Raw genomic sequence first — 25741 nt, 5'->3', positions numbered from 1 at the left:
GTTGTCCATTTCCCATCCCCGGGTCACCGACTCCGGCTACAGCTTGCCGCTGAACCAGCGACCTACTCACCGCCAGGCCCGGCGCATGCCGATGCCGACGATGGCCAGCGTGGCCAGTGAGCTGAGCGGCATAAGGACCGCGGCGAAGAGCGGGTTCATGTGGCCGGCCACCGCCAGGCCGACGGCGGTGACGTTGTAGGCGATCATGAAAACCAGCAGCACGAGGTGCGTGCGGCGGCGGACGTCGTTGACTTCGAACAAGGCGCGCAGGCCGCCGAGCCCCTGGCCGAGGTAATAAAAGTCGGCCTTCTCCGCCAACACGCCACGGTGGATCACCGGCGTGCCGCGGCACCGGGCTTTGTCGAACGCCAGGCTGTCGTTGGCACCGTCACCGAGCATGAGCGCATCGTGTGCGCCGTGCTCCAAAAGCCACGCGGCCTTCGCCTGCGGGCTTTGGTTGCCGTAGGCGTTGTCGGGCGGCAGGCCGAGCTCTCGCGCCATGTGCGCGACCTTGGCCGTCTCGTCGCCGGAAAGGATGAAGGCGTCGAGGCCACGCTCCCGCAGGCGTGCGATCTCCACCTGCGCATCGCGTCGCGCCTCGTCTTTGAAAACCATCCGCGCGAAGACCTGCCCGTTCCACGTCAGCACCGTGGCACCGTCCGCCGGGCCCGCGTCGCGCCAGCCGGCGCGACCCAAGGACCAATCGCCGATGCTCACACCTTGGCCGACGGTTTCGGTGATTTCGCCGGGCATGACGGGAGGCAGGTCGTGGCGGACGAGCGCCTCCATGATGGCGCGGCTGACCGGATGCGGATTGTCGCGCACCAAGGTGTGCAGCGCCGCGCGCGCTTCACCGGTGAGGCCGTCGAGGGCGGTGTCGTCGACCAGGACCGGGTTCTCGAGCGTGAGCGTGCCGGTCTTGTCGAAGACCAGCTTGCGCACGTGCTGCAGGCGTCCCCACAGGTCGCCGGCGCGCACAAACAAGCCACGTTTTCGCAGCGCCACCGTCGCCATCTCGTCGGCCAGCGGAAAGGCGAGCCCGAGCGCGCAGGGACAGGACACCACCAAAACCGCCGTCACCACGGCGCCCGCCCGCAAACCGTCACCGGTCGACCACCACCAACCAATGCCGGCGATTGTCGCGATGAAGAAAATGGCGACGAGGTAGGCCTGAATCACGCGCTCGATGAGGCGCTCACCTTCGGTGCCGCGCTCATGGCTTTCCATCAGCTCGGCCAGCATTGATTGCGACCAATCCTGCGTGGCGCGCAACCGCACCTCCGCCCGGCCCACGTTCTGCGCGCCCGCGGCGACGGTTTGTCCGGCGCGAAAAACGCGCGGCTCCGACTCGCCGTTGATCCAGGCCAGGTTCAAGTCCGCCTCCGCGCCCTCCAACTTGGCTTCGACCGGCACGGTCTGGCCCATGCCCACGCCAAAGCTCATGCCGGCCCGCAGCTTTTCCGGGGGCAACTCCTGCATCGCGCCATCGTCGCCATAAACCCGCAGGCGCGGTGGCGTGGGTTGCTGTTGCAGCAATCGGCGCTGGTTGCGTTCCACTGCGGTCACCTGCGCCCAACGGCCAACCAACATCAGCAGAATGAAACCGGCGACAAAGTCGAAGTAAGTGTAATCCGGCTGACCGGTGATCCAGCCGTAGAACGACCCCAGATACGCGCCGACGATGCCCACGGCGATCGGTAGATCGATGTGGATCGAACGCTCGCGCAGCGCCCGCAAGGCACGCGCCAGGAAGAACCCGCCGCCGGCCAACAGGCTCAGCGTCGCAAAACCGAGCGACAGGGTGTCAAAAAGCCGCGCGTAGGTGAAACTCGCCTCCATGCCGAAGTAGGCCGGCAGGGTGAAGAGCATCACGTTCATCGCGAAGGCTCCGCACAGGCCGATGCGTTTCGCGAGCTCGCGGCTCTCGCTGCGATTCGCGCCCTCGGCCCCAGCCGGACCGAGCAGGTAATTGAAGCGCTGCAGCGTGGCCGCGAAATTGGCCGCGCTGAACGCCGGCTCCGATTCGACACGCCAGCTCAGGCGCACCTGGCCGGTCTGCGCGTTGATTTCGATGCGCGCGGCACCCGGTTCCTTGGCGAAGACCTTTTCGATGAGCCAGACGCAGCCCGCACAGGACAGGCCCTGCACGGAGAGTTGCAGCCGCGGCAAACGGCCGGATTCCGCGACCGCGGCTTCCGCTTCGCGTTGCAGGCTGGTCAGCCAACCGTAGTCGCGCGCCTGCCCCAGCGCGCCGTCGGCGGGCACCGTGAGGTCGTCTTTGATTTGGTAATACGCATCCAGACCCTCGTCGTGGATCATGCGAAACACGTAGGCACAACCGGCGCAGCAAAACTCACTGCCCGCCGGCGACGGCGAGCCACAGTGTTGGCAGGCAATCGCTCGCTGCTCGACTTTGCGCGCCGTCCGCCCGCTGGAATCACCGCTCAGTGACATAGGAACTGATCCACCGAAGGTCCGTCGAAACCGAGCGTCGCGCGCAGGCGCCAGCTGATCACCACCGCCGCGACCACTGCGAGCACGGTTTGGAACCGGGCCAACGCGACGGGCGAAAGTCGCCGCCGGAGCCAGCCGAATTGGGTTTGCGCCAGCCACAGCATCGGCACCGTGCCGATGCCGAAAGCCAGCATGAACTCCGCCCCCCGCAGCGCCGACCCGGAGATGGCGGCAAGAGTGACAAGAAAATACAAGGGGCCGCACGGCAGCAGCGGCGTGAGCAGGCCCATGGCCGCGGCCACCTGCGTGCGCGGCTTCGCACGCAGCTTCGCCTGAATCTTGAGCGACCAGCGCGACAGCCACACCAGGCGCGGCAACCGGTGGTCCAAGCGCAGTGCGACGAGGAGGAAAAACACCACCAATAACCACGGCAGCCAGCGCACGATCTCTTCGTTGAAGAACGACCGCGGCACCATGCCGATCGCCCCAGCCACGACCCCGAGCGTGGTGTATCCAGCCAGTCGGGACACGTGGTAGATCGTGTTCACCGTGGTGGCGTCGACCTTGTCCCCGCGGGTGGGACCGAGCATGCAGGCCAGCGGTCCGCACATCCCGGCACAGTGCAGGCTCGTCACGAGCCCGGCCAGCAGGGCGGCAGTCGGCGTGTTGATGGCGGCAAGGTCCACGGCGCGGCAGGGTTCAGGGTTCTGCGCGATGCTCGATCGGCACCGACTCCACGGGATTCTTGGACGCCACGGTGAACAATACCGTCCAGGCAACCGCCATCAGCCCAAACAGCAGGCCCACGCCGATCCACAGGGACTTGGCCGACATCGGCATCTCGGACTTTTCGGAGGACGGCATGCTTATTCCTTTTCGAGCAAACGGGGATCGGGACCGACAAACTCAATCTGCCGCTCGAGGGTGTAGGATCCGGTGCCGTCATGCAAAATGACCTCCACGTGGAACCGACCATCGTAGTCGTCGCGCGGCACGAGCAGCACGAGCGGCACCACCTGTTCGGCGAGCGGCGCCAGCTCCACCTCGTTGGTGAAACCGGAACTTCCGACGAAGGCGGGCAGATCCCGCAACTCGATCCGAAAGGACTGGGCCTCATCGCGCTTGTTGACCACGCGCACCAGGAACTGATTGCGGACCGCTTCATCAGTCACGATGTAAGGCGCGCCGGTCATGCGGGTGACCATGAAGTTGGCCGGGCGCACGGTGGAGATGGCATAGGTCGCCACACTTGCCCCGAGCAACAGCAGGAAGCTGTAAAGGATGGTGCGCGGGCGCACCCACTTCGTCTTGCGGCCTTCCAGCCCCTCCAGCGAATCGTAGCGGATGAGACCGGTGGGCCGCTTGAGTTTGTCCATCACCGTATCACAGGCATCGATACAGGCGGCGCAGCCGATGCACTCGAGCTGCAGACCGTGGCGAATGTCGATGCCCGTCGGGCAGACCTGCACGCAGCGATTGCAGTCGATGCAGTCCCCCACTCCGGCGGTCGCGGGCTTGCCGCGGGGCTCGCCGCGCTTGGCGTCGTAGCCGATGACCATGGTGTTGTCATCGGTGAGCGCGGATTGCAGCCGACCATAGGGGCAGATGACGATGCAGAGCTGCTCCCGGAACCACGCGAAGTTGAAGTAAATGATGCCCGAAAAAACGAAGACGAAGAGGAACGCGTTCCAGTGTTCCCACGGGGACGATCGCATCATGCTCCACAACTCCGGCACCGATACGTAGTAGGCGAGGAAGAGGTGTGAGATGACGAGCGAGACGATGACGAATGCGACTTGTTTACCGATGCGCTTGATCGCCTTTTCGCGCCCCCACGGCGCGTCGTCGAGTTTGCGCCGGGCCACCGCGTCACCCTCGATCCAGCGTTCAATGCGCCGGTAGACATGGTCGAGAAAGACGGTCTGCGGACAGGCCCAGCCGCACCAGAGGCGACCGAAAAGCGAGGTGATGAAGAACAAGCCGAACCCAAGCCCGGTGATGCCGAAAAACAGCAGCCACACGTCCTGAAACGCCAGCACCAAGCCGAAGAGATGGAAGCGCCGCGCCGCGACATCGAGGAACACCGCGGGATGCCCGCCGATGTTGATCCAAGGCAGCGACAGGTAGATCGCGATGAGCACCAGACCCGTCCACCGTCGGTGACGGGTGAAGAACCCCTTTACATCTGCCGGGTGCAGGAAAAAGCGGGATCCATCTTCACGGATCGTCGTGACCGAATCGACATTGGGTTTGGGCGCTTGCGACATCTAGGCGGGTTGGGTAAGAAGGCCTCGTGCGGTTCGGCAACACGAGGCCTTGGGTGGGTAATCAGGGCGCTTGATGGTGGCTGAGAACGTAGGCGACAACTTCGGCGGTCTTTTCCGTGCCGAGCACGGGGCCCCAGGCGGGCATACCGGCGGCGGCGACACCTTCGGTGACGACCTTGAAGAGATCGGTCGGGTTGCCGCCGTGAACCCATTCGTTGTCGGTGAGGTCGGGACCGATCGCGGCCGGGCTCTCGCCCTTGCCCTTGAGGCTGGCCAAATGGCAGGCCACGCAGAGCGAATCGTAGGTCGCCTTGCCGCCGGCGATGAAGCTGTCGGTCTGGCTCATTTGCCAGAGGTGCGCGTCATCAATCACGAGGTCGGTCGAGAGCTTGGCCGCCTGGATACGGGCGATCTCAGCCTCCACCTTGTCGCCGTCGCTGGTCGGGATGCCGGACTGGGCGTAGTAGAACCAGTAGCCGACCCAGAACACGATGGTGATGTAGAGGGTGAACAGCCACCAGTTGGGCAGCCGCTTGTTGAACTCCTCGATGCCGTCGTAGACATGCGGCCGCTTGCTTTCCTCGTCGAGGGGCGGAAGTTTTTCAGAATCACTCATGGCTGGAGGTCGGGGTGGTTTCGTCGGCGAAGGGGAGATGGGCGAGCTCATCCGCCCGGGACTGGCGCATGCGCACGGTGCGATAGAAAATCGTCACGTAGACCGAAAGGGCCGTGATGAAGGCCGCGAGGGTGAAGATCGCGGTCCAGTCTTCGATGAGAAGGCGTCGAAACATGATGCGGTTCCTGGTTTGGGATTTAGGATTTCAAAGGTTGGGATTTCCCGCCGCCTGGGCGGTGGACTGCGACAGATCCTGGTAGCTGCCGAGCTGCTGCAGGTAGGCGATGAGGGCCACGATTTGTTTCTCGGGCGCGACGTAGATGCCCTCGGCTTTGAGGTTTTCCACGATCTCCGCGGCCTGGGCGTCGACCTGGGCCTGGATCTCCTCGTCACTCATCTCGGCGAAAGGCACCCCGAGCGTGCGCTGCACCTTGATCTTGGACGGGAGCGCCGCAACGTCGGTGTCGTTCTCGAGCAGCCACGGATACGGCGGCATGTTGGACCCGACCGAGATCTGACGCGGGTCCTCCATGTGGCGGTAGTGCCAGGAATTTGGATACTTCATGCCGACGCGGGCGAGGTCCGGCCCGGTGCGGCGGGAGCCCCACTGGTAGGGATGGTCGTAGACCGACTCGCCGAGGCGACTGTAGTCACCGTAGCGCAGCACGTCGGGGACGAGGGTGCGGATCATCTGCGAGTGGCAGTTGTAGCACCCTTCCGCGACGTAGATGTCGCGGCCGGCGAGCTCGAGCGGGGTGTAAACGTGCTGGAGGCGATCCTCGACGCTGGCTGCGTGCTTGCTCACCACGCCGGGCAGGATCTGCACCATGCCGCCGATGGCCACCGCGAGCAGGGTGAGCACGGTGAAGGGCGCGGCGCTCACCAGCAGGCGTTCATACCAGGCGGCCCAACGCTTGCCCTTCGACTCGAAGTGAATCCAGGCCAGGATGACCGCGGCGGCGGTGCCGAAGATGCCCACAATCTGGAGGACCGAATTGCCGAACATCCACACGCAGGCAAAGAGCGTGCCGACCACGGAGAAGATCACCGGCGGATTGATGAAGGTGACAACCGCCCCGAGCGGTTTCTCCTCGTGCGCGTGCGCCGATTCCTCGACCACCACGTCGACCGTGCCATTGACCGCCTGCGCGCCGGCAATGGTGCGCCAGAGGTTGTAGGCCATGATCAGCCAGCCGACGAAGTAGAGTCCGCCACCGATGATGCGCAGACCCATGAGCCAACGGATGCTGTTGAGCGTTTCCAAGAAGTTCGGATACGTGAGCAGCGTGCCGCCCTCGGTGGTCGAGTTGAGCATGAGGCCCTGGGTGATGCCCGAGGTCCACATCGCGGCGACGTAGATCAGGATGCCCACGAGGCCCAACCAGAAGTGCAGGTTGGCGAGCGACTGGGAGTGTAGCTTCTTATTCCAGAGCTTCGGCGCGAGGAAGTAGAACATGCCCGCGGCCATGAAGCCGTTCCAACCGAGCGCACCGGCGTGCACGTGGCCGATGATCCAGTCGGTGTAGTGACCAAGCGCGTTGACCGACTTGATTGAAAGCAGCGGACCTTCGAAGGTCGCCATGCCGTAGAACGTCACGCCGGCGGCGAAGAACTTGATCACCGGATCGGTGCGCAGTTTCTGCCAAGCGCCGCGCAGGGTGAAGAGACCGTTCAGCATGCCGCCCCAGGACGGTGCCCACAGCATGAGCGAGAAGGTCATGCCGAGCATCTGCAGCCAGTTGGGCAGCGCGGTGTTGAGGAGGTGGTGAGGTCCCGCCCAGATGTAAACGAAGACCAGCGACCAGAAGTGAATGACCGACAAGCGATAGCTGTAGACCGGTCGTCCCGCCGCCTTGGGCAGGAAATAATACATGATGCCAAGGATCGGCGTCGTGAGGAAGAAGGCCACCGCGTTGTGGCCATACCACCATTGCACCAGGCCATCCTGCACCCCGGCGAACACACCGTAGCTGTGCGTCCAGCTCGTCGGCAACGACAAGTGGTTCACGATGTAGAGCATCGCGATGGTGATGATGGTCGCGATATAGAACCAGATGGCGACGTAGAGGCTGGGCTCGTTGCGCTTGGCCAGGGTCCAGAAAAAGTTGATCGCAAACACGACCCAGATGACCGCGACCGCGATGTTGATCGGCCAGATGAGCTCGGCGTATTCCTTGCCGCGGGTGAGACCCAGCGGGAGCGTCACCGCCGCACTGGCGATGATGGCCTGCCAACCCCAGAAGTGCAGCGAGGAGAGGAAGTCGCTGCCCAAGCGCGCCTTCACCAGACGCTGGGTGGAGTAGTAAACGCCGGCGAACATCATGTTGCCCACCAGCGCGAAGATCACCGCATTGGTGTGCAGCGGCCGCAGTCGGCCAAACGTCAGGAACGACGTGCTGAAGTTGAGCTGAAAGAAGTTCAGCTGCGAGGCGATGAGCACCCCCACCAACATGCCGACCGCGCCCCAGAAAATGGACGCGATCATGAATTGGCGGACGACTTTATCGTTGTATTCGATCGTTAGGTTACGGGCTGGCATGGCAGAAATGCGATGGGCGAAAGACGCAGTTGTGGGGTTGAAAGGGTTCAGGCCTCGGCGTCGGCACCGTGTCGGCGCAGGCAACCGACGCAGGGCGGACGTTCACCGGTGCGGCACCCGCAGGCGCCATCTTCATGACCGTGCTCGTGGTCGTGGGCATGACGCGCCCTTGAGCCGCTTCGCACCGGCACCAGGCGCGGCGTCTCATCAGCCAACGGCATCAGGGCGTCACTCTCGGCGGAGCTGAATCGCTGGCGGCCGTGCTCGCGCAGGAAAAAGATAACAAACGTGAAGACCAGACAGAGGCTGATCGTGAGCGTAAGCGGAATGACGGACATGGCAGGTTGGTCGGGAAAAGGTTGAGGGGCGCTAACCCGTTCGTCCGAGGCGGCGGAAATGTTTGGGACATCAAGGGCGCCGCACCGGGAAACAGGTTCTCATTAAACGGCTGCATGCTAGCCGACCTTGATCGGGTTTACTCCGCGAGCGTTGCCCAGCGCTGCGCATTTATTGGTGGCCACCCCCGTCTCGCCGCGGGCAAGGATTGCACAGCTCCCCTCTGTGGCCGCCCCACGGCGTGCCAACATGTGCGGCATGCAACCGCCAATTTGTGCTCACCCATGAGCAACACACGCGGAGCTCATTCGACGTGCTTCTGGCAATACTTAAGCCATGCACGACGGCTTTCTTCGCGCGCTTCAGACGCAACGCCCCGACCTGCGTCAGCGGTGGGAGGCGTTGCTGCGCAATGAACGCGTCAGTTCACCCATGGCGCACCCCGACACGCTGGTGCATTTGATGGACTGGACGCTCGACCGACTGCTCGACGAGCTGCGCCAACCCCAGTTCCGCCGCCATACCGGCAACAGTGTCGCCCGCTCGGTGGGGCTCGGCTGCGTGTGCGGCAAAAACCCGCTCCTCACCTATTTTTCCACCGCCGAACAGGCGATCGTGGAAACCCTGTTTATCGACGAAGCGGAGCTATCCGAACTCTCCGGCACCGAGCGCAGTGCCAGCTTGCAGGATCTGAAGGCCGCGCTGCATGCGGTCGCGCGTCGCGAAATCGATTCCTTCTGCGCCGTTTGCCAGAGTCGCGTTCGCCACGAGCAGGAACACTCCACCTCCTCGCGCAGCTAGTTTCGCCCTCCCCGCCCATCCGTTGCGGGCAAACCGGGCGACGACTTAACCGACGCGCCGGGCGCCGGGCGTCGACCCCTCGATGCGCTCCCGGTAGGCCGTGGGCGCCTCGCCGGCGATCTTGCGGAAGACCCGATTGAACTGCGACAGCGATTGAAACCCCGCCTCGAAGGCCGCTTCGCTGATCCGCTTGTGAGGGTTGAGCAGGAGGTTCTTCACCTTCTCCACGCGCACGCGCGCCAAGTAGTCGGTGAAGGTCATGCCGGTCGCCTTCTTGAACATCTTGCAGAAGTAGAACGCGCTCATGTTCACCGCCTTGGCCACCTCTTCGAGCGACATCTCATCGGAATGGTGATCAGAGATATACTGGCGGGCGCGCGAAATGGCGGGCGACTCCGAGGTCTCCTCCCGCACGATCAACTGGTTGCTCAGCGAAGAGAGATGCTGGGCGAAAATCGACAGCAGGCGCACGATCGACTCATGCTGGCGTTTCGTCACCACGCGCGACTGAAACCACTTCTCCTCCAACTTTTTCAGGTCCACATCCGTGCCGTATTTCAGCACTTGGCGCGCGACGGTGGAGAACTGCTTTTTGGTCGGCGTATGCGTGAGCACCTGCCCCGTCTGTAGAAACGCCACGAGGTTCTCCCCCACCCGCACCGGCACCGCCGAGTCACACAAACCGGCGAAGCACTTGAGCGACTTCGGCTCCATGCAGGCCTCCTTTTCGATCTTCTCCTGCAACTGCAAACACGCCGCGCAGGTGTGGTTCGATTTCGCCATCAGGGCGCAAAACGGATTCTCCTGAGGATCGCCTTGGTGCGGCAGATCAAACCCCGAAATCGGCCGCAGGTTCAACGGCATCCCGGTCGTCTCACGGAACGCGTCCTGATAGTCCTTGAAGATCTTGGACTCCTTCAATTGGGCAACCACCGCGCGACTGCGCTTTTCTGGAGATTCGGGCAAAGACATCGGAGTGCCCCGAGACTTGGCAGGTCTCGCGGTCGCGTTCAACAGGGAAACGATCCGCGGCATCGGCTTGGCATAACGCTGTTCGGGGCTATCAGCACAGCTCCTCGTGGCGGAAGAAGTCCTTTTCTGCCGGGAGATTTGGATTTACAGCCCCGATGCCACGCCTAGCTTCCGTGGCCTTCCCACCTGCCCGGGTGGCGGAATTGGTAGACGCAGCGGACTCAAAATCCGCCGCCCTTTAAAGGCGTGTGGGTTCGAGTCCCACCCCGGGCACCAGCCTTCGCCAAGGCTTCGGCTGACGAGGCCAAGAACCGCGTTTCGCAGCTCAGCATGGGTGGGATGATGAACCCACGTGGGGTCGACGGAGTCCCGCCAGGCGGGACGGAGATGGGGCGACCCGCCAGGGTCGAGTCCGAAGGACTGAGCCGCAGGTTCACCAGTCCCACCCCGGGCACCAGCCTTCGCCAAGGCTTCGGCTGACGAGGCCAGCCGGATACCTGTCGTAGCTCTGCCTTGCACCCCACCACCGCATTTTTGTGGCCGCCAGCGTGAGCGAGTGGCCGCCTACCGGCGCCACCTCAGAAACCCACCGTGTCCTCGATCTCGATCCCGTGGGCTTCCAGACCCACGATCTTTCGCTGGTTGTTCGTCATCAGCAGGATCCTTTCGAGCCCGAGCTGCCGCAATATCTGCGCCCCCACACCGTAGTCGCGCAGGTCCATCGCCGCCGCGTCACTCACGGCGTTCGGCGTCAGCTTGCGCACCAAGGCCGCCGAGCCATCCGCCGGCTCCATGCACAGCACCACACCGGCGCCTTTCGCGACGATTGCCTGGATCGCTTGGCCGACCGAGCCGCTGCCCGTTTCCCGCACATCCTTGAAGACATCGGTGAGCAGGTTGTGGCTATGGACTCGCACCAAGGTCGCCTCCGGTCCCACTTCACCGTGCACGAGCGCTAGGTGATGCCGGTTATCCAGGCGGTTCTTAAAAACGTGTGCGGTGAACGTGCCGTATTCCGATTCGAACGGCGCCGAACTCACCTCATCGACCAATCGATCGAAACGCAGCCGGTGCTCGATGAGTTGCGCGATCGAGATCATACGCAGGCCAAACTCCTGCTTGAACTTCAACAGATCCGGCACCCGCTTCACCGTGCCGTCGTCGTTCACGAGTTCGCACAGGATCCCGCTCGGATGCAGGCCCGCCAACACCGCCAGGTCCACCGCCGCCTCCGTGTGCCCGGCGCGTTCCAACACCCCGCCCGGACGTGCCCGCAGCGGGAACACGTGACCCGGCTGCACAAAATCTTCCGGCGTCGAAGACCGATCGCCCAGCAGCCGGATCGTGCGCGTGCGATCGTTGGCACTGATGCCGGTCGTGATCCCTTCGCGGGCATCCACCGTGACCGTAAAGTCCGTGCGGAAATAATCCCGGTTGCGCGCCACCATCGACCCCAGCCCCAAACGCGCCAGATCCGGCTCCAGCATCGGCACGCACACAATGCCACTGCCGTAACGGATCATCATGTTGACCGTTTCCGGCGTGGCCTTGGACGCCGCCATGATCAGGTCACCCTCGTTCTCCCGATCGGCATCATCGGTCACGATGACAAGCTTGCCGTCCGCGATGTCGCGGATGGCGTCGGCGACGGAATCAAAAACGTCGGATGAAGCGGGTTCCATGGTTCCCCCACCTCAGCCTCAACAACGGCCCCCTGTCAAAGCCGCACGCAACTTCGTCAGCCCCTGCTATTCGGCCGGCAACCGACTCCGGGTCCGCAACGAACCCGGGGTGCAGCCGAGCCGCCGCCGGCACACCACACTCAGGTGTCGCGCGTCCTGAAAACCACACGCGTAGGCAACCTCGGCGATGGTCATCTTCGGGTTCTCCATCAGCAACACCTCCGCCCGCTCCAACTGCTGGCGTTGCACCTCCGCGTAAACGGTTGTGCCCAGCGCCGCCTTGAAACGCATCTCCAGCGAACGTCGCGACACGCCCACCGCCCGCGCCACCTCGTCCACGTAGATCGTGTTACCCAGGTGATCCGCCAAATAGTCGAGCGCCTCCGCCACCACTTCGTCGTTCACCGCCAGTTTGTCGGTCGAGCCGCGCGCCACGATCTTCAGGGGCGGCACCAGCAGGGTCTCCACCGGCAGCAGCGGATTCATCAACAGCTCCACCATCCGCTCGGCCGCCATGAAACCGACCCGGCGCCGGTTGAGCTCGATGCTGGACAACGCCACCGCCGAGAACCCGAGCTGGATGTCGTCGTTGTCCACCCCGAGCACCGCCACATCCTCTGGAATCGACGCCCCCATGTCGGCACAGGCCTCCGCCACCGCCCGCGCCACCGCGTCGTTGAAACAAAACACCCCCAACGGTCGCTCCGCCTTGCCCAGCCAATCCGCGATGCGGTTCACCGCTTGCGGGGAGGGCGCGTCACCCTCCGGCATTTCGGGCAAAACCAGCTCACTGGCTTCACCACCGGACGCGCGCGCCTGGTCCACAAAACCTTCCTTTCGCGAGGTCGACGACCGGTGCCGCGCGGCGCCGCAGTAGCCGAAATTCCGATACCCCCGTCGCGCGTAGAACCGCGCCGCCAGTTCCCCCACCCGCCGGTCGTCGTTGATCACGTTGGTCAGCCGCCCGCCGACCCGCCGCCCCGAGACGTTGATCACCGGAATCCCCGTCGCCAGCAACGCCTCTTCGTCGGCCTTGGAGCCGACCCGCGTGATCAACCCATCCAGCCGCAGGCGCTTCAACCGCGCCGCCTCAAACTTATCCGGACGCGCGATCTTCACCACCTGCACCGCCGGCTCCGCGCGAAAGCCCTCGGCCAATCCCTGCAAGACGCCGTGCCAGTGCTCCGTCTCGATCGAGAGCATGATTCCCACCCGTTTGCGTCGCAGTTCAACCATCGCGCCAGCCAAGCGTCCTTGCGCATTTTGTAAACCCTTATGCGGTTTATCGCCTGCGTGCCTTTCCGGCCCACTGCTACGCTCTTCGCCCCCTTCCCATGAGCAACGCCTACCTCGATTCCCTCTTCTCTTTGTCCGGCAAGGTCGCCGTCGTCATCGGCGGCACCGGTGAACTTTGTGGCGCCATGGCCGAGGGCCTCGCCGGTGCCGGAGCCGAGGTCGTGCTGGTCGGCCGCAACGAACAGAAAGCCGCCGCCCGCTTGGAGAAGATCGCCGCCGCTGGCGGCAAAGCGTGGTTCCACCCCGCCGACGCCACGTCGCGCGAGTCCCTCACCACCCTGCGCGACGCCGTGCTGGAGCGCGCTGGCCGCATCGACGTCCTCGTCAACGGCGCCGGCGTCAACTCGCCCACCCCGCTCATGGATATCCCGGAGGACGAGTTTGACCGCATCATCAATGCCAACGTAAAGGGCGTGCTCATCGCCTGCCAGGTCTTCGGTGAACACCTGCTCCACGCCCCCGACGGCGGTTCGGTCATCAACATCGGTTCCGCCTCCGCCCGCGTGCCCCTTTCCCGCGTCTTCACCTACTCGGCCTCCAAGGCCGCGGTCCACAACCTCACCAAAAACATCGCCCGCGAATGGGCCACGCAGGGCGTGCGCGTCAACCTGCTCGTGCCGGGTTTCTTCCCCGCCGAGCAGAACCGCAAGGTGCTCACCCCCGACCGCATCGAGACCATCATGGGTCACACCCCGATGAAGCGTTTCGGCGACGCCAAGGAACTCATCGGCGCCACCCTCTTCCTCGCCAGCTCCGCCGCTTCCAGCTTCGTCACCGGCGCCGAGATCGAAGTCGATGGCGGCTTCCACTCCATGACCATCTGAACTCGGATTTTTTTGAAACCACGAATGGACACGAATGAGCTCCACTACCGTTCCGCTTCCGAGATGCAGGTCTCAGTGCGTAGGCGGTAGCCGAAGCGATTCGTGTCCATTCGTGGTTTAAAACAGCCCTCCCCCCTCCGCCATGTCCGCCATCAACGCTTTCCTGCTGGAGCACGATCTCCGCATCGCCACCAACCCCTGCGTCTCGCCCGACTTCTGCCTCGATTGGCCGAGCCTGAGTGCAAAGCTCACCGGCGGCGACGCCTTGCACGTCTGGACCGCCAGCGGTTTCGACACTGCGGCCGGCGCTTGGAAACTGCGCGAAGACCTCCGCACCGGCGACTGCGCCTGGGTCCTGTCACCCGACCCCGCCGCCACCGCCGCGGTGAACACCCTCACCGATGGCGTGACCCTGCCTTCCGGCGCCGTCGCCTTCCCCGCCACCTGGACGAACCTGCTCAAGCTCAAGAATCTCATCCTCGAGCACGACGCCGACGCCACGGTCTTCCCGACGGCCGGAGCCCGTCTCGGCCAGAGCACCCTCGGTGTCGGCGCCCGCTTCACCACCCTGCACTGGCCGGCCGTCGATTGGGCCATGGCCCACCTCGGCATCGGTCTCACCGCCAACCAAAACTCCATCCCGCGCGAACTCGTCTACGACGTCGATGAGATGCTCGCCGACACCCTCGACACCGTGCCCTTCCCCTTCATCGGCGCTTCCGTGCCGGAAGGCCATCAAGGCCAATCCGTCGAGGGCATGAGCCACGGCTCGGTCTTGGCCAAACTCAAGAACGGCTTCCACCAGCGCCGCATCGCCTGGTCCTTCAACGCCGACCACCAGCCCATCGGTGGCAAGTTCGACGCCCGCGAGGATGCCCTCGTGCGCGGTTCGCTGCTCGCCTCCTACATCACCTTCGACCTCTCGCCCGAACTGGCGAAAAAGGAGCCGGCCGACATCAAGTCGATCGACGACGACCTTCAGGCCCGCGTCAAAGCCCGCATGGCCGAGGCCGGGCTCAGCGTCGATGACCACGCCTTCGCCGAACTGCTCGCGACCGTCTGGACGCCGATGCAAAAGATGAAGCGCCGCGACGAGCTCTACGCCGCCGCCCGCGCCGCCGCGTTCACCACCGAGGTCGGCCGCACCTACCTGCGCGAACTTTCCATCGACGAGCTCCCCGGTCTCACCACGCCGGAAACCACCGGCATCATGCTCGCGCTCTGCGAGGCCATGGACATGCCGGTCAACTTCGTGGCCCCGGCCTTTGGCTTCCAAAAGAACATCCCCTATCCGGATCAGGACCGCCTCCGCGAACTCATCACGGCCCAATGGGATATCTGCCAAAAATTCGGCGTTAGCATCGGTTTCCACTCCGGCTCCGGCAAATCCGCCGAGAACTACCGCCTCATGGGCGAACTCACCGGCAGCCACCTCGAGATCAAAACCAGCGGCCGCTACACCTACGAGATGGGCCGAGCGCTGCACGCCTCGACCAACCCGGCGGACCGGGCGCTCTGGCGCGACTGGTATGCCTTCACCGTCGACCTCGCCATCGCCGGTGCCTTCAGCGACGACGCCACCGAACGCGCCGCCGCCCGCAGCTTCATCAGCGCCAGTTTCGACGACGGCGCCCCCGACGACGCGACGCTCTTCGCCTCGACCGCAGCCTGTCGCGCCGCCGTGGCCAAACTCTCCCCGAGCCCCGAGCGTGTGTTGTTTTTTGAATACAACTTTCTCTACGTGCTCGCCGCCGGCGGTCGCGCCGACAAAGCCGCGCTCGGCGACCACACCGCGGCCGGCTACCGCCAGCGCGCGCGCTTCTACGCCATCAGCGATGAAGCCCGCCTCGCCTACGCCAAGCGCGTCGCCGCTTACCTGATCTTCCTCGCCGAAACCACTGGCCTCGCCAGTGCACAAACCTGCGCCGAAGCCACCGCCGCCCTCGAAGCCCTGCCGACCTACTCCGCCCTCCTCGCCGCCATCGCTCCGGCGGCCTGAGCCCGCCGGAATCTTTCGCTTTCCTCTTTATCTTTCTCCCCGGGGAGCGGACGGGTTCCGGCCGGTGGGGAGAAAGAGAAAGATAAAGAGAAAGAACAAAGAGCACCTCTCTCCCTTCAGTCTCACCCCTCTCCCCATGCGCGCCTTCATCCACGACGATTTTCTCCTCCATAGCGAAGCAGCCAGCCACCTCTACCATGATTACGCCGCGCGGGAGCCGCTCTTCGATTATCACAACCACCTGCCGCCGCAGGCCATCGTCGACAATCACACCTTCGCCGACCTCGCCGAGATCTGGCTCGGCGGCGATCACTACAAGTGGCGCGCCATGCGCTCCAACGGTGTGGCCGAACGCTTCTGCACCGGCGACGCCTCGCCCTACGAAAAGTTCGAGGCCTGGGCCGCCACCGTGCCGCACACCCTGCGCAATCCGCTCTACCACTGGACGCACCTCGAACTGAAACGCACCTTCGGCCTCGACACCCTGCTCTCGCCCGACACCGCCCGCTATGTGTGGGACATTGCGCACGCGCAACTGCCCGACCAACCCGTCCACCAGATCCTGCGCGACCAACGTGTCGCCGTGGCCTGCACCACCGACGACCCCGCCGACCCGCTCGATCTGCACGAGCAGATCAACGCCTCCGATCTCACCACCCGCGTCTACCCGACTTTCCGGCCCGACAAGGCCTACGCCATCGCCGACCCCGCCGCCTTCAACGCCTACTGCGCCAAGCTCGGCGCCACCGCCGGCGTCGACATCGCGTCCTTCGACGACCTGCTCACCGCGCTCGAAAAACGCCACGCGGCCTTCCACGCGGTCGGCGGGCGCCTCTCCGACCACGGCCTCGAGACCGCTCTCGCTTCCCCCTGCTCGTTGGCCGAGGCCCGCGCCATTTTCCAAAAAGTCCGCGACGGCGGCGTGCCTTCGGCCGACGAACAACTCGGTTTTGGTTCGCTGCTCATGCTCGAGTTCGGCCGTTGGGACGCCAGGCGCGGCTGGACCAAGCAGCTGCACCTCGGCGCCATGCGGAACAACAACCCCCGCATGCTCCGCAACCTCGGACCCGACACCGGGTTCGACTCCATCGGCGACTACCAACAGGGCCCCGCCCTGTCTCGCTACCTCGCCTCGCTCGACGACACCGACGAGTTGCCGAAAATGGTCATCTACAACCTGAATCCGGCCGACAACTACATGGTCGGCACCATGATCGGCAACTTCCAGGACGGCTCCATTCCCGGCAAGATCCAGTTCGGCTCCGGTTGGTGGTTCCTCGATCAAAAGGAAGGCATGGAGTGGCAGATGAATGCGCTCTCCAACCTCGGCCTGCTCAGCCGCTTCGTCGGCATGCTCACCGACTCGCGCAGCTTCATGTCCTTCCCCCGTCACGAGTATTTCCGCCGCACGCTCTGTAACCTGATCGGCGAAGAGATCACCAACGGCGAACTCCCGACTGACTTCGAACTCATCGGCGGCATGGTGAAGAACATCTGCTTCGGCAACGCCCGCGACTTCTTCGGTCTCGAAATCGACGCCGAATACACCGCGCGCGCTTGATTCACCTCCGCTTGGTCGGAGTCCCCCCGCCGCGCGGGCCGGTTAGTGCCAAAAAAAGGCATTAAGGCCTTTTCGTGGGTATAAGCTGTGCTGTAATTTTCCGAACGAACCCATCGTTCGCCTCCTTCACCCCGTGAAGCCATGCCGGTCCCTCACTCCCAACCCGGTGTGTCACGTCTTCTCCGGCTCGGCATACTGACTTCCCTCCTTTCGCTCCCCGCGGCCGCGACCGCACAGTCGGTCCTGTGGACCGGCGGCACCAACACCTCTTGGCTTGAGGCCACCAACTGGAGCCCCGCCAGCGTTCCCAGCGCCACCGACATCGTCACCCTGGCCAACGGTGATTCCGTCCTGCTCAACGGCGCCGCCAACACCGCGACGGCCGACCTCCTCTCCATCACCGACGGTTTGCTGACGGTCGACGACGCGACACTCACGCTCACCACCGGCATCAATCTCGGCGCCCTCGGCGAACTCGATATCCGCGGTGGTGTGCTCACCTCCGACCTTGGTGGCGCGACCACCATCACCGGCGTCGACGGCGCCCAGCTCATCTTCGCCGAAACGGGCGGCGGCACGTTTGACCACATCATCTCCGGCGCCGTCGACCTCATCGTCCAAGCCGGCACCACCGAGCTCACCACCGCCGATACCTTTACCGGCGCGCTCGACCAAACCACCGGCACGCTGAGCGTCACCCAGGCTCATCGTTTCACCGACTCCACCCTCACCAGCGGCAACTTGGGTGGCACCGGCGATGTGACCTTCGATGGCTCCACCGCGATCAGCCGCTACTACATCAATCGCACGGGCCTCACCACCTTCGCCGGCACGACCACCCTCTCGCGCACCGGCACCGAATCCTACAAGTGGCTTTACCTGTATCCAGGGAGCGACGTTGAAAACAGCGGCACCTTCACCTTCAGCGATGCCGACGGCAACAGCAACGACGTCTATCTCTACCTGCGCGGTGACAGTTCCAGCGCCGTCAACTTCACCAACCTCGCCGACGCCACGCTCCACTTCAGCACCGGCGCCAGCCCGGCCGACATCATCTATGTCGACGGTTCTTCCTCAGCCTACAACCACTTCGTAAACCTCGGCCTCCTCAACGTCTCCTCGACCGGCGACGGCAGCACCGTGTTCGACGGCGGCACCACCTTCACCAACGCCGGCACGCTCAATCTGAACTCCGGCACCCTCGTCCTGCAAGGCCCCTCCGACGGCGCCTCGACCGGAGCTTTCAATGTGGCCGCCGGTGCGACCCTCGAACTCGATGCCAACGTCCACACCTTCGGCAATGGTGCCACGCTCAACGGCGCCGGCACCCTTGATTTTGCCGGTGGCTCCGCGGTGTTTGATTCTGGATCAACCCTCGGTATCGAGCAGATCGACTTTGGATTTGGCGCCCTCACCGCCAACGCCGATCTCACCATTTCCGGTGATACCATCTTTCGCCAGTTCTACCTCAGCGGCCCTGGCGTCATGACGCTCACCGGCTCCGGTGCGATCAGCCGCAGCGGCTCCACCGTTTATCAGTGGGTTCAACTCAACGCCGGCGCCCACCTCCGCAACGCCGGCGACTTCACCGTCACCGACACCGGCAACTCCGGCAACGACGCCCACCTCTACCTCCGCGGCACCACTTCCGGCGACGCCACCTTCACCAACCTCGCCGACGCCACCCTCACTTTCCACACCGGCGGGGAGTCCTCCGACCGTATCTTCATCGACGGCAGCTCCACCGCCCACAACGCGTTCTTCAACTACGGCTCCATCACGGTGTCCGCCGACGGTCCCGACAGCCGCACCACCTTCGACTGGGGCGTCAGTTTCGAAAACCACGGCGAACTCTACCTCACCGGCGGCAGCCTGGTCTGGCAGGGCAACAGCACCGCTGCCTCGACTGGCGACTTTGTCCTCTCGGGCGGCGCGGTCCTCCATCTCGACTCCGGCCAGCAAAGTTTTGGCAGCGGCGCCGACATTTCCGGCGCCGGCACCTTCCTCCTCGGCGGCTCCACCGCGACCTTCAACGCCGGCAGCACCCTCACGACCGACCAGGTCAAGCTCACCAACGGCACGTTGGTCGCCGCCGCCGACCTCACCCTCACCGGCGACGTCGACATCTACCAATCCTACCTCAGCGGACCCGGCACACTCACCCTTTCCGGTATGACCAACCTGGCGCGCGCCCAAGGCGGGGCCTACGAATGGATCCAGCTCAACCCCGGCGCCGCCATCGCCAACGCCGGCATGTTCTCCCTCTCCGATTTCCACGGCGAGGGCGCCGACACCCACATCTACCTCGCGGGCAACTCAACCGGCGGTGACGCCACCTTCACCAATCTCGCTGGCGCCACCCTCGACTTCTCCACCGGCGAAGACGCGCTCGATCGCATCTGGTTCAACGGCTCCAGTTTCAACCACAACCATGTGCTCAACCAGGGCACCCTCAACGTAAGCTCCACCGGCAACGGTCGCGTCACCGTCACCGGCGGGGCCACCTTCACCAACGACGGCACCGTCTCCATCTCCGGCGGTGCGCTCATCCTGCAAGGCGGGAGCAACACCGCCTCCACCGGCAGCTTCACCGTCTTCACCGGTGCGACACTCGAGTTTGCCGGCCGCGTCTCCGAGCTCGCCGCCGGCGCCAGTGTCTCGGGCTCAGGCACCACCGCGGTCTCCAGCGGCACCGCCCGCTTCCTCGCCGGCGCCACCCTCGACACCGATCACCTCGAACTCACCGGCGGCATCCTCGAACTCGCCACCGGCCAATCCTTCCAAAACGCGAACCTCACCGGCGGTCGGCTCCAAAACGACGGCACCTCCACCTTCGCCGGCACCGTCACCTTCACCCAGTTCGATTTCGACGGCCCCGGCACCGCCCGCTTCAACGGCACCTCCACCCTCAGCCGCAGCGGTTCCTCCCCCTACCGCTGGATCGAGCTCAACTACGGCGCCACGGTCGAGAACGCCGGCACCTTCACCATCAGCGACACCGATGCCTCGGCCGCCGACACGCACATCTACCTGCGCGGCAACTCCAACGGCGCCGCCACCTTCACCAATCTCGCCGGCGCCACCTTGGACCTCAACCTCGGCGCCGATGCCGAAGATCGCATCTACTTCGACGGCTCCAGTGCGACCTACAACCACATCCTCAACGCCGGCACCCTCAACCTCAGCTCCACCGGCGACGGCTACGCCGAGATCGACAGCGCGACCACCTTTGACAACACCGGCGAGATCAATGTCAGCGGCGCCACCTTCTACGTGCACGCCCCGACCGACACCGGTCACACCGGCACCTTCAACCTCCACTCCGGCAGCGTCTACGCCGCCGCGGCCAGCAGCCAAACGTTCGCCAACGGCGCCGCGGTCGCCGGCACCGGCACCTTTCGGGTGGCCGGGGCCACGGTGAACTTTGACACCGGCGCTTCGCTCGACGCCGACCACGTCGAATTCATCAACGGCCACCTCGGCGGCACCGCCGACCTCAATATCCCCGGCTCCGTCGACCTGCACCAGTTCTACTTCGACGGCCCGGGCAGCATCACCCTCGGGGGCGACAGCACGCTCGCCCGCACCGGCAGCGAAGCCGCCACTTGGTTCCAACTGAGTCCCACCGCCTCCCTCGCCAACGCCGGCACCCTGACCGTTTCCGACGCCGGCGGGTCCGCGTCCGACGCCATCATCTATCTGCGCGGCAACAGCAGCGGCGCCGCGACTTTTACCAATCTGGCCGGCGCCACCCTCATCGCCACCACCGGTGCCGACAGCGCCGACGAGGTCGTCTTCGACGGCTCCAGCGCCACCTACAACCACCTGGTCAACGCCGGCACCTTCACCGCCAGCTCCGCCGGTGACGGCCGCGTCCTGTTGGATACCGCGATGACCTTCGACAACACCGGCACCGTGAACGTCGACGGTGGCACCTTGGAACTGCAGAGCCTCACCGACAATGGTTCGTCCGGCACCTGGCAGGTTGCCGCCGGCGCGATCCTTGAGTTCAGCCACACCGCCAAAACCTTCCTCGCCGGCACCACCATCACCGGTGACGGGCTCCTCCGCATCGATAGCAACGCCACCGCCGACTTCGCCGACGCCACCACCCTCGACATCGCCTCAATCACGCTCAGCAACGGCAACCTCAGCGGAGCCGGCGCGCTTACCCTCAACGGCGACGTCACGCTCACCGACAGCACCATCGCAGGCAGCGGGCTTAAAACCTTCGCCGGCAACACCACCATCGCGCGCTCCGGCAGTGCCGGCCACAACGACCTCAACGTCACCGCCGGTAGTTCCATTCTGAATACCGGGCACCTCACCCTCGCCGATTACGACAGCCACGGCAATCACGTCTACATCCACCTCAACGGCCGGGCCGACCTCGGCACCGTCACCTTCACCAACGCCGGCACCCTCACGACCTTCACCGAGACCGACAGCGACGATCGCATCATTTTCGACGGTTACACCGCCGCCCATAATCTCTTTCTCAACACCGGCACCTGGGACCTCACCGGCGGCGCCGGCTGGGTCATCGTCGACCATGGCATGACCTTCACCAACTCCGGCATCGTCAACCTCGGCGCCGGCCGCCTGACCCTCCAGGGCGGCGACGGCGGCTCGACCTCCGGCACCTTCAACGTCGCCGCCGGCGCGACCCTCGACCTTGATGCCGCCGACTACACCTTCACCCCCGCGGCCTCTCTTGCCGGTGACGGCACCCTGGAGGTGAGCCTCGGCACCACGACCCTTCAAAGCGGCGCGACCTTCAGCCTGGCCAACCTCGTCATCAACGGCGGTTCACTCGCCCTGCCCGACGGCGCCGAACTCGACCAGCTCACCGTCACCAGCGGCGATCTGGAACTCGACAACGCCTCCTCAGCGAATTCCGCCACCCTCACCGGCGGCAAGCTCACCGCCAACGCCGCGCTCACGCTCAACAACGCCACGCTCGGCTCCTTCGACTTTTACGGCAGCGGCCCCATCTCCCTCGGCGGCACCTCCACCTACGAGCGGCCGACCGGAGTGTCATCGCGCTACCTCGATTTCAACGCCGGCGTGGACTTCACCAACACCGGCGACCTCACGCTCATCGAACCGAGCGGCGCCGGTGGCACGAGCTACCACCTCTACCTGCGCTTCTTCGGCGATTCGACCGCCCCCACGTCCTTCACCAACACCGGCACGCTCACCACCACCACCGCGACCGATTCCGACGACCGCGTCATCTTCGACGGCACTGGCAACGCCCACAATACCTTCACCAATGCCGGCACCTGGAACCTCGATGGCACCGGACCCGGCTACGTGATCGTCGATACCGGACTTGCCTTCACCAACACCGGCACCGTCAACCTCAACATCGGTCGCCTCATCCTGCAGGGCGGCGACGGCGGTTCCACCGCGGGTGACTTCCTGCTCGCGAGCGACACGATCCTCGACCTCGACAATGGCAGTTTCACCTTCACGCCGACCGCCTCGGTCACCGGCGCCGGCAACCTCCAGGTTTCCTCCGGCACCACGGCGACCTTCCAGAGCGGCGCCGTCTTTGACCTGCCTTCCCTCACCCTCAACGGCGGCACGCTCACCCTCAACGACGGCTACACCCTCGATACCCTCACTCTCTCCAGCGGCGCCCTGAACCTGCCGGGCGAAACCACCGTCACCACCTTCACCCAAACCAGCGGCACCCTCGACACCGCCAACACCTTCACCGTCACCGGGAGCGCGACCCTCATCGACGGCGTGCTGGCCGGCGCCGGCACCAAAACCCTCGCCGGCGCCTCCACCCTCTCCCGCGCCAACGGTTCGAGCACCTTCGACGTCCGGGCCGGCACCGAGTTGGTCAATTCCGGCACCTTCACCCTGTCCGATCCCGACGGCGCGGGCAGCACCAGCTACCACACCTTTCTGGGCCTCCAAGGCACCTCGACCGACCAAGCGATTTTCCGCAACACCGGCACCGTCACCATCGCCAATCCCGGCTCCACCAACGACCGCGTCTATTTCGACGGCGACAATGCCGCCACCTCGCTGATCTACAACGAGGGCACCTTCAATGTGACCTCGACCGGCAGCGGCCAGACCATCGTTGATTCCGGCACCTCCTTTTTCAACTCCGGCACCCTCAGTGTGCAGTCCGGCGAACTCTACCTCGACGGCCTCTTCACCCAGACCGCCGGCATCACCGAAGTCACCGGCGGCACGCTTTTCAAACGCAACAGTCCGCTCCAGATCAACGGCGGCGTCCTCCGCGGCACCGGCACGATCGTCGGCGACGTGGAGTTCAATGGCGGCGAACTCGCCCCCGGCCTCTCCCCCGGCACCCTCACCATCGACGGCGACCTCATTCTCTACTCCGGCAGCCTGTTCACCATCGAGATCACCGGCGCCATCGCCGGCATCGACTACGACGTCGTCAATGTCACCGGCAACATGGACCTCAGCGGCGGCGTGATCGAACTCGCCTTCTCCAACAACTACGCTCCCTCACCCGGCGACACCTTCAACTTCTTCAACGTCAACGGCACCTTCACCGACGCCTCCGACGTCACGGTCACCGGCCTGCTCCCCGGTTGGACGTTCGACACCAGTTTCGATGCCCTCAGCGGCACCTTCGCGCTCACCTCCACCAGCTTCGCCGCCGTGCCGGAACCGTCCACCTGGGCGCTCATGATCACGGGGTGCGCGCTCATCCTGCTGGTCAATCTACGCCGCAGAAGGCGGTAGTTCTCACCCCAGGCTACGTAAGTTCCCCCCAAACCGCCACTTGAAGGGGTTGTGCGGGATCGATATGTCTGGGGACAAACACCTGTTTAGTTCTCAAGGCAGGTTAAACTTGATCCGTTGGTCCCTTCATGAATTTCGCCAAATTCACCGTCGCCACCCGTCAACTCACCGTGGGAGCCAAAGCCCTCGCGCTCGCCTGTTTACCCGCGCTCGCCGCTGCCGCCGACGGGCCGACAATGACCCTCGAGCAATGCATCGAGGCCGCTCTCGCCAACAACCACGAGCGCCCGGCCTCCCAATTCGCCGTCGCCATGGCCGAGGCCCGCCACAGTCAGGCGATGTCGGGCTACTGGCCGCAGGTCAACCTGACTGCCGGCTTCGAGCGCATGGACGAGAACCCCAACTACGTCTTTCCGGCGACCCAGATGTATATCCCGCCGCAAACGGTGGAGGTGCCGGCCGGCACGGCTTTGATCAATATCCCCGCCGGCGTGCTCGGGCCCAATCCCGTGCAGCTCCCCGTCTCCACGCCCGCCCAGAGCATCAACACCCCGGCCAGCCTCTTTCCGGTGCCACCGCAGGAAATCACCTTGCGGGACCGCGATGTGTCCTCCGTCGCCCTCGACGCCACCTGGCTCCTTTACGACGGCGGCATGCGCAAAGGCTATCGCGAGCAGGCCGCCGGCTACCGCGACCTCATGCTGCAGGAAGCCCGTCGCACCGATCTGCAGATCGTCGACAGCGTAAAACGTCTCTACTACGGCGCCGTGCTCGCCCGCCGACTGCAAACCGTCGGCAACGACACCCTCGCCCGCATGCAGGCCACCCTCGATCTGACCGAGTCGCTCTATCAGGAGGGCTCCGGCACGGTGAAGAAGACCGACTTCCTCGACAACACCGTGATGGTCGAATCCCTCCGCGGCATGGTCGCGCAACTTGACAAGAACGCCGAGATGGCGAGTGCCGCCCTCGCCTTCACCATGGGCCGAGGCTGGCAGGAAAGCGTCATTCCCGCCGACACCGAACTGCCCTGGCTGCCCCTCACACCGAACCTCCCCAGCCTCGTCAGCGCCGCCTACGAATTCAGCCCCGACTGGGGACGCCTCGAAGCCGGCCTCCGCGCGGCCGAGGGCGCCGAGCGCACTGCCCGCAGCGGCCATCAACCGAAGATCGCCCTCACCGGTCGGCTGCATCGTTGGTGGAACTCCGTCGATACCGGCATGGCCACGCCCGAAAACAAAGAGGGCTACAGCGTTGGCATCGGCCTGGAGTTGCCCGTCTTCGACGGCTTCAAAACTCGCCACGAAATCGCCGCCGCCCGTGCCCGTGTGAACCAACTCCAGGAACAAAAGCTCCTGCTCCGCGAGGGCATCGGCCTGCGCGTGCGTGACATCGTGCTCAGTCTTTCCGCCGCGGAGAAATCGCGGGACTCCTCCCACGCCGCCATGACCGCCGCCGTCGAAAACCGCGACCTCAATACCCGCGCCTACCAGGCCGAGCTGGTTGAAACCGAAAAGGTCATCCGCGCCCAACTCATGGAAGCACTCATGATCGCCACCCATCAAAAGGCGCTCTACGACCACCTCGCCCTGCAATCCCAATTGCAGCTGGTCGTAGGCACGGAACTTCGCGGGCAATTGTTCACCCAATGAGCAA

Annotated in this window: 17 protein-coding genes and 1 tRNA gene; 7 read left to right on the top strand and 11 right to left on the bottom strand. The window is 64.7% G+C overall.

What is annotated here, in order from left to right:
• Positions 1-66: 66 nt before the first annotated feature.
• The 8 genes from AC0MRV_RS05780 to AC0MRV_RS05745 all read right to left on the bottom strand — a co-directional run bounded on the left by AC0MRV_RS05780 (position 67) and on the right by AC0MRV_RS05745 (position 8214).
• Complete coding sequence (locus AC0MRV_RS05780) at positions 67-2454, bottom strand: heavy metal translocating P-type ATPase (protein ID WP_472763488.1); 2388 nt, start codon at positions 2452-2454, stop codon at positions 67-69.
• On the bottom strand, positions 2445-3140 hold the full coding sequence (locus AC0MRV_RS05775) for a sulfite exporter TauE/SafE family protein (RefSeq protein WP_472763487.1): 696 nt from the start codon (positions 3138-3140) through the stop codon (positions 2445-2447). Before AC0MRV_RS05775 ends, AC0MRV_RS05780 begins: the two co-directional genes overlap by 10 nt.
• 13 nt (positions 3141-3153) lie before the next feature.
• Positions 3154-3318, bottom strand: coding sequence for a hypothetical protein (locus AC0MRV_RS05770; protein WP_472763486.1), 165 nt, complete (start codon positions 3316-3318; stop codon positions 3154-3156).
• Positions 3319-3320: 2 nt separating this feature from the next.
• Entirely contained in the window at positions 3321-4721 is a 1401-nt protein-coding gene (gene ccoG, locus AC0MRV_RS05765; protein ID WP_472763485.1) for a cytochrome c oxidase accessory protein CcoG, read from the bottom strand.
• Positions 4722-4782: 61 nt separating this feature from the next.
• Positions 4783-5337: a cbb3-type cytochrome c oxidase N-terminal domain-containing protein gene (locus AC0MRV_RS05760; protein ID WP_472763484.1), complete on the bottom strand. Its 555-nt coding sequence runs from the start codon at positions 5335-5337 to the stop codon at positions 4783-4785.
• On the bottom strand, positions 5330-5512 hold the full coding sequence (locus AC0MRV_RS05755; protein ID WP_472763483.1) for a hypothetical protein: 183 nt from the start codon (positions 5510-5512) through the stop codon (positions 5330-5332). Before AC0MRV_RS05755 ends, AC0MRV_RS05760 begins: the two co-directional genes overlap by 8 nt.
• A 30-nt stretch (positions 5513-5542) precedes the next feature.
• The gene (gene ccoN / locus AC0MRV_RS05750) at positions 5543-7876 is read right to left on the bottom strand and encodes a cytochrome-c oxidase, cbb3-type subunit I (protein WP_472763482.1); all 2334 of its coding nucleotides are present in this window, start codon (positions 7874-7876) and stop codon (positions 5543-5545) included.
• Between the two features lie 47 nt (positions 7877-7923).
• Entirely contained in the window at positions 7924-8214 is a 291-nt protein-coding gene (locus AC0MRV_RS05745) for a hypothetical protein (protein ID WP_472763481.1), read from the bottom strand.
• 334 nt (positions 8215-8548) lie between these two features.
• On the opposite strand from AC0MRV_RS05745, the gene AC0MRV_RS05740 reads away from it, so the two are divergent.
• Positions 8549-9013: a hypothetical protein gene (locus tag AC0MRV_RS05740; protein WP_472763480.1), complete on the top strand. Its 465-nt coding sequence runs from the start codon at positions 8549-8551 to the stop codon at positions 9011-9013.
• 45 nt (positions 9014-9058) lie between these two features.
• On the opposite strand, the gene AC0MRV_RS05735 is transcribed toward AC0MRV_RS05740, so the two are convergent.
• A complete protein-coding gene (locus AC0MRV_RS05735; RefSeq protein ID WP_472763479.1) occupies positions 9059-9985 on the bottom strand; it encodes a PocR ligand-binding domain-containing protein in 927 nt (308 codons plus the stop codon).
• A 188-nt stretch (positions 9986-10173) separates the two neighbouring features.
• Between AC0MRV_RS05735 and AC0MRV_RS05730 the strand changes: the two genes are divergently transcribed.
• Positions 10174-10261 (top strand) — tRNA-Leu (locus AC0MRV_RS05730).
• 302 nt (positions 10262-10563) lie between these two features.
• Here AC0MRV_RS05730 and ribB read toward each other — a convergent pair.
• Both ribB and AC0MRV_RS05720 read right to left on the bottom strand, forming a co-directional pair.
• Positions 10564-11667 carry a 3,4-dihydroxy-2-butanone-4-phosphate synthase gene (ribB, locus tag AC0MRV_RS05725; protein ID WP_472763478.1) on the bottom strand — a complete coding sequence of 368 codons (1104 nt, stop codon included), beginning with the start codon at positions 11665-11667 and terminating at the stop codon, positions 10564-10566.
• 66 nt (positions 11668-11733) lie between these two features.
• Positions 11734-12903: a substrate-binding domain-containing protein gene (locus AC0MRV_RS05720; RefSeq protein ID WP_472763477.1), complete on the bottom strand. Its 1170-nt coding sequence runs from the start codon at positions 12901-12903 to the stop codon at positions 11734-11736.
• A gap of 98 nt (positions 12904-13001) precedes the next feature.
• Here AC0MRV_RS05720 and AC0MRV_RS05715 point away from each other — a divergent pair, with 98 nt between their 5' ends.
• The 5 genes from AC0MRV_RS05715 to AC0MRV_RS05695 all read left to right on the top strand — a co-directional run bounded on the left by AC0MRV_RS05715 (position 13002) and on the right by AC0MRV_RS05695 (position 25737).
• The gene (locus tag AC0MRV_RS05715; protein ID WP_472763476.1) at positions 13002-13787 is read left to right on the top strand and encodes an SDR family oxidoreductase; all 786 of its coding nucleotides are present in this window, start codon (positions 13002-13004) and stop codon (positions 13785-13787) included.
• A 142-nt stretch (positions 13788-13929) separates the two neighbouring features.
• Positions 13930-15786 (top strand): tagaturonate epimerase family protein, encoded by a 1857-nt coding sequence (locus AC0MRV_RS05710; RefSeq protein WP_472763475.1) that lies wholly within the window; start codon positions 13930-13932, stop codon positions 15784-15786.
• Between the two features lie 136 nt (positions 15787-15922).
• Positions 15923-17347 (top strand): glucuronate isomerase, encoded by a 1425-nt coding sequence (uxaC, locus tag AC0MRV_RS05705; RefSeq protein WP_472763474.1) that lies wholly within the window; start codon positions 15923-15925, stop codon positions 17345-17347.
• Positions 17348-17515: 168 nt separating this feature from the next.
• On the top strand, positions 17516-24085 hold the full coding sequence (locus AC0MRV_RS05700) for a PEP-CTERM sorting domain-containing protein (protein WP_472763473.1): 6570 nt from the start codon (positions 17516-17518) through the stop codon (positions 24083-24085).
• 128 nt (positions 24086-24213) lie between these two features.
• Positions 24214-25737, top strand: a complete 1524-nt coding sequence (locus AC0MRV_RS05695; protein WP_472763472.1) for a TolC family protein — start codon at positions 24214-24216, stop codon at positions 25735-25737.
• Positions 25738-25741: the final 4 nt, after the last annotated feature.

Source organism: Actomonas spartinae (assembly GCF_051209155.1).
Taxonomy (GTDB): domain Bacteria; phylum Verrucomicrobiota; class Verrucomicrobiia; order Opitutales; family Opitutaceae; genus Actomonas.
The sequence above is the reverse complement of the archived record's forward strand: the minus strand, read 5'-3'. Positions and strand labels throughout refer to the sequence as shown.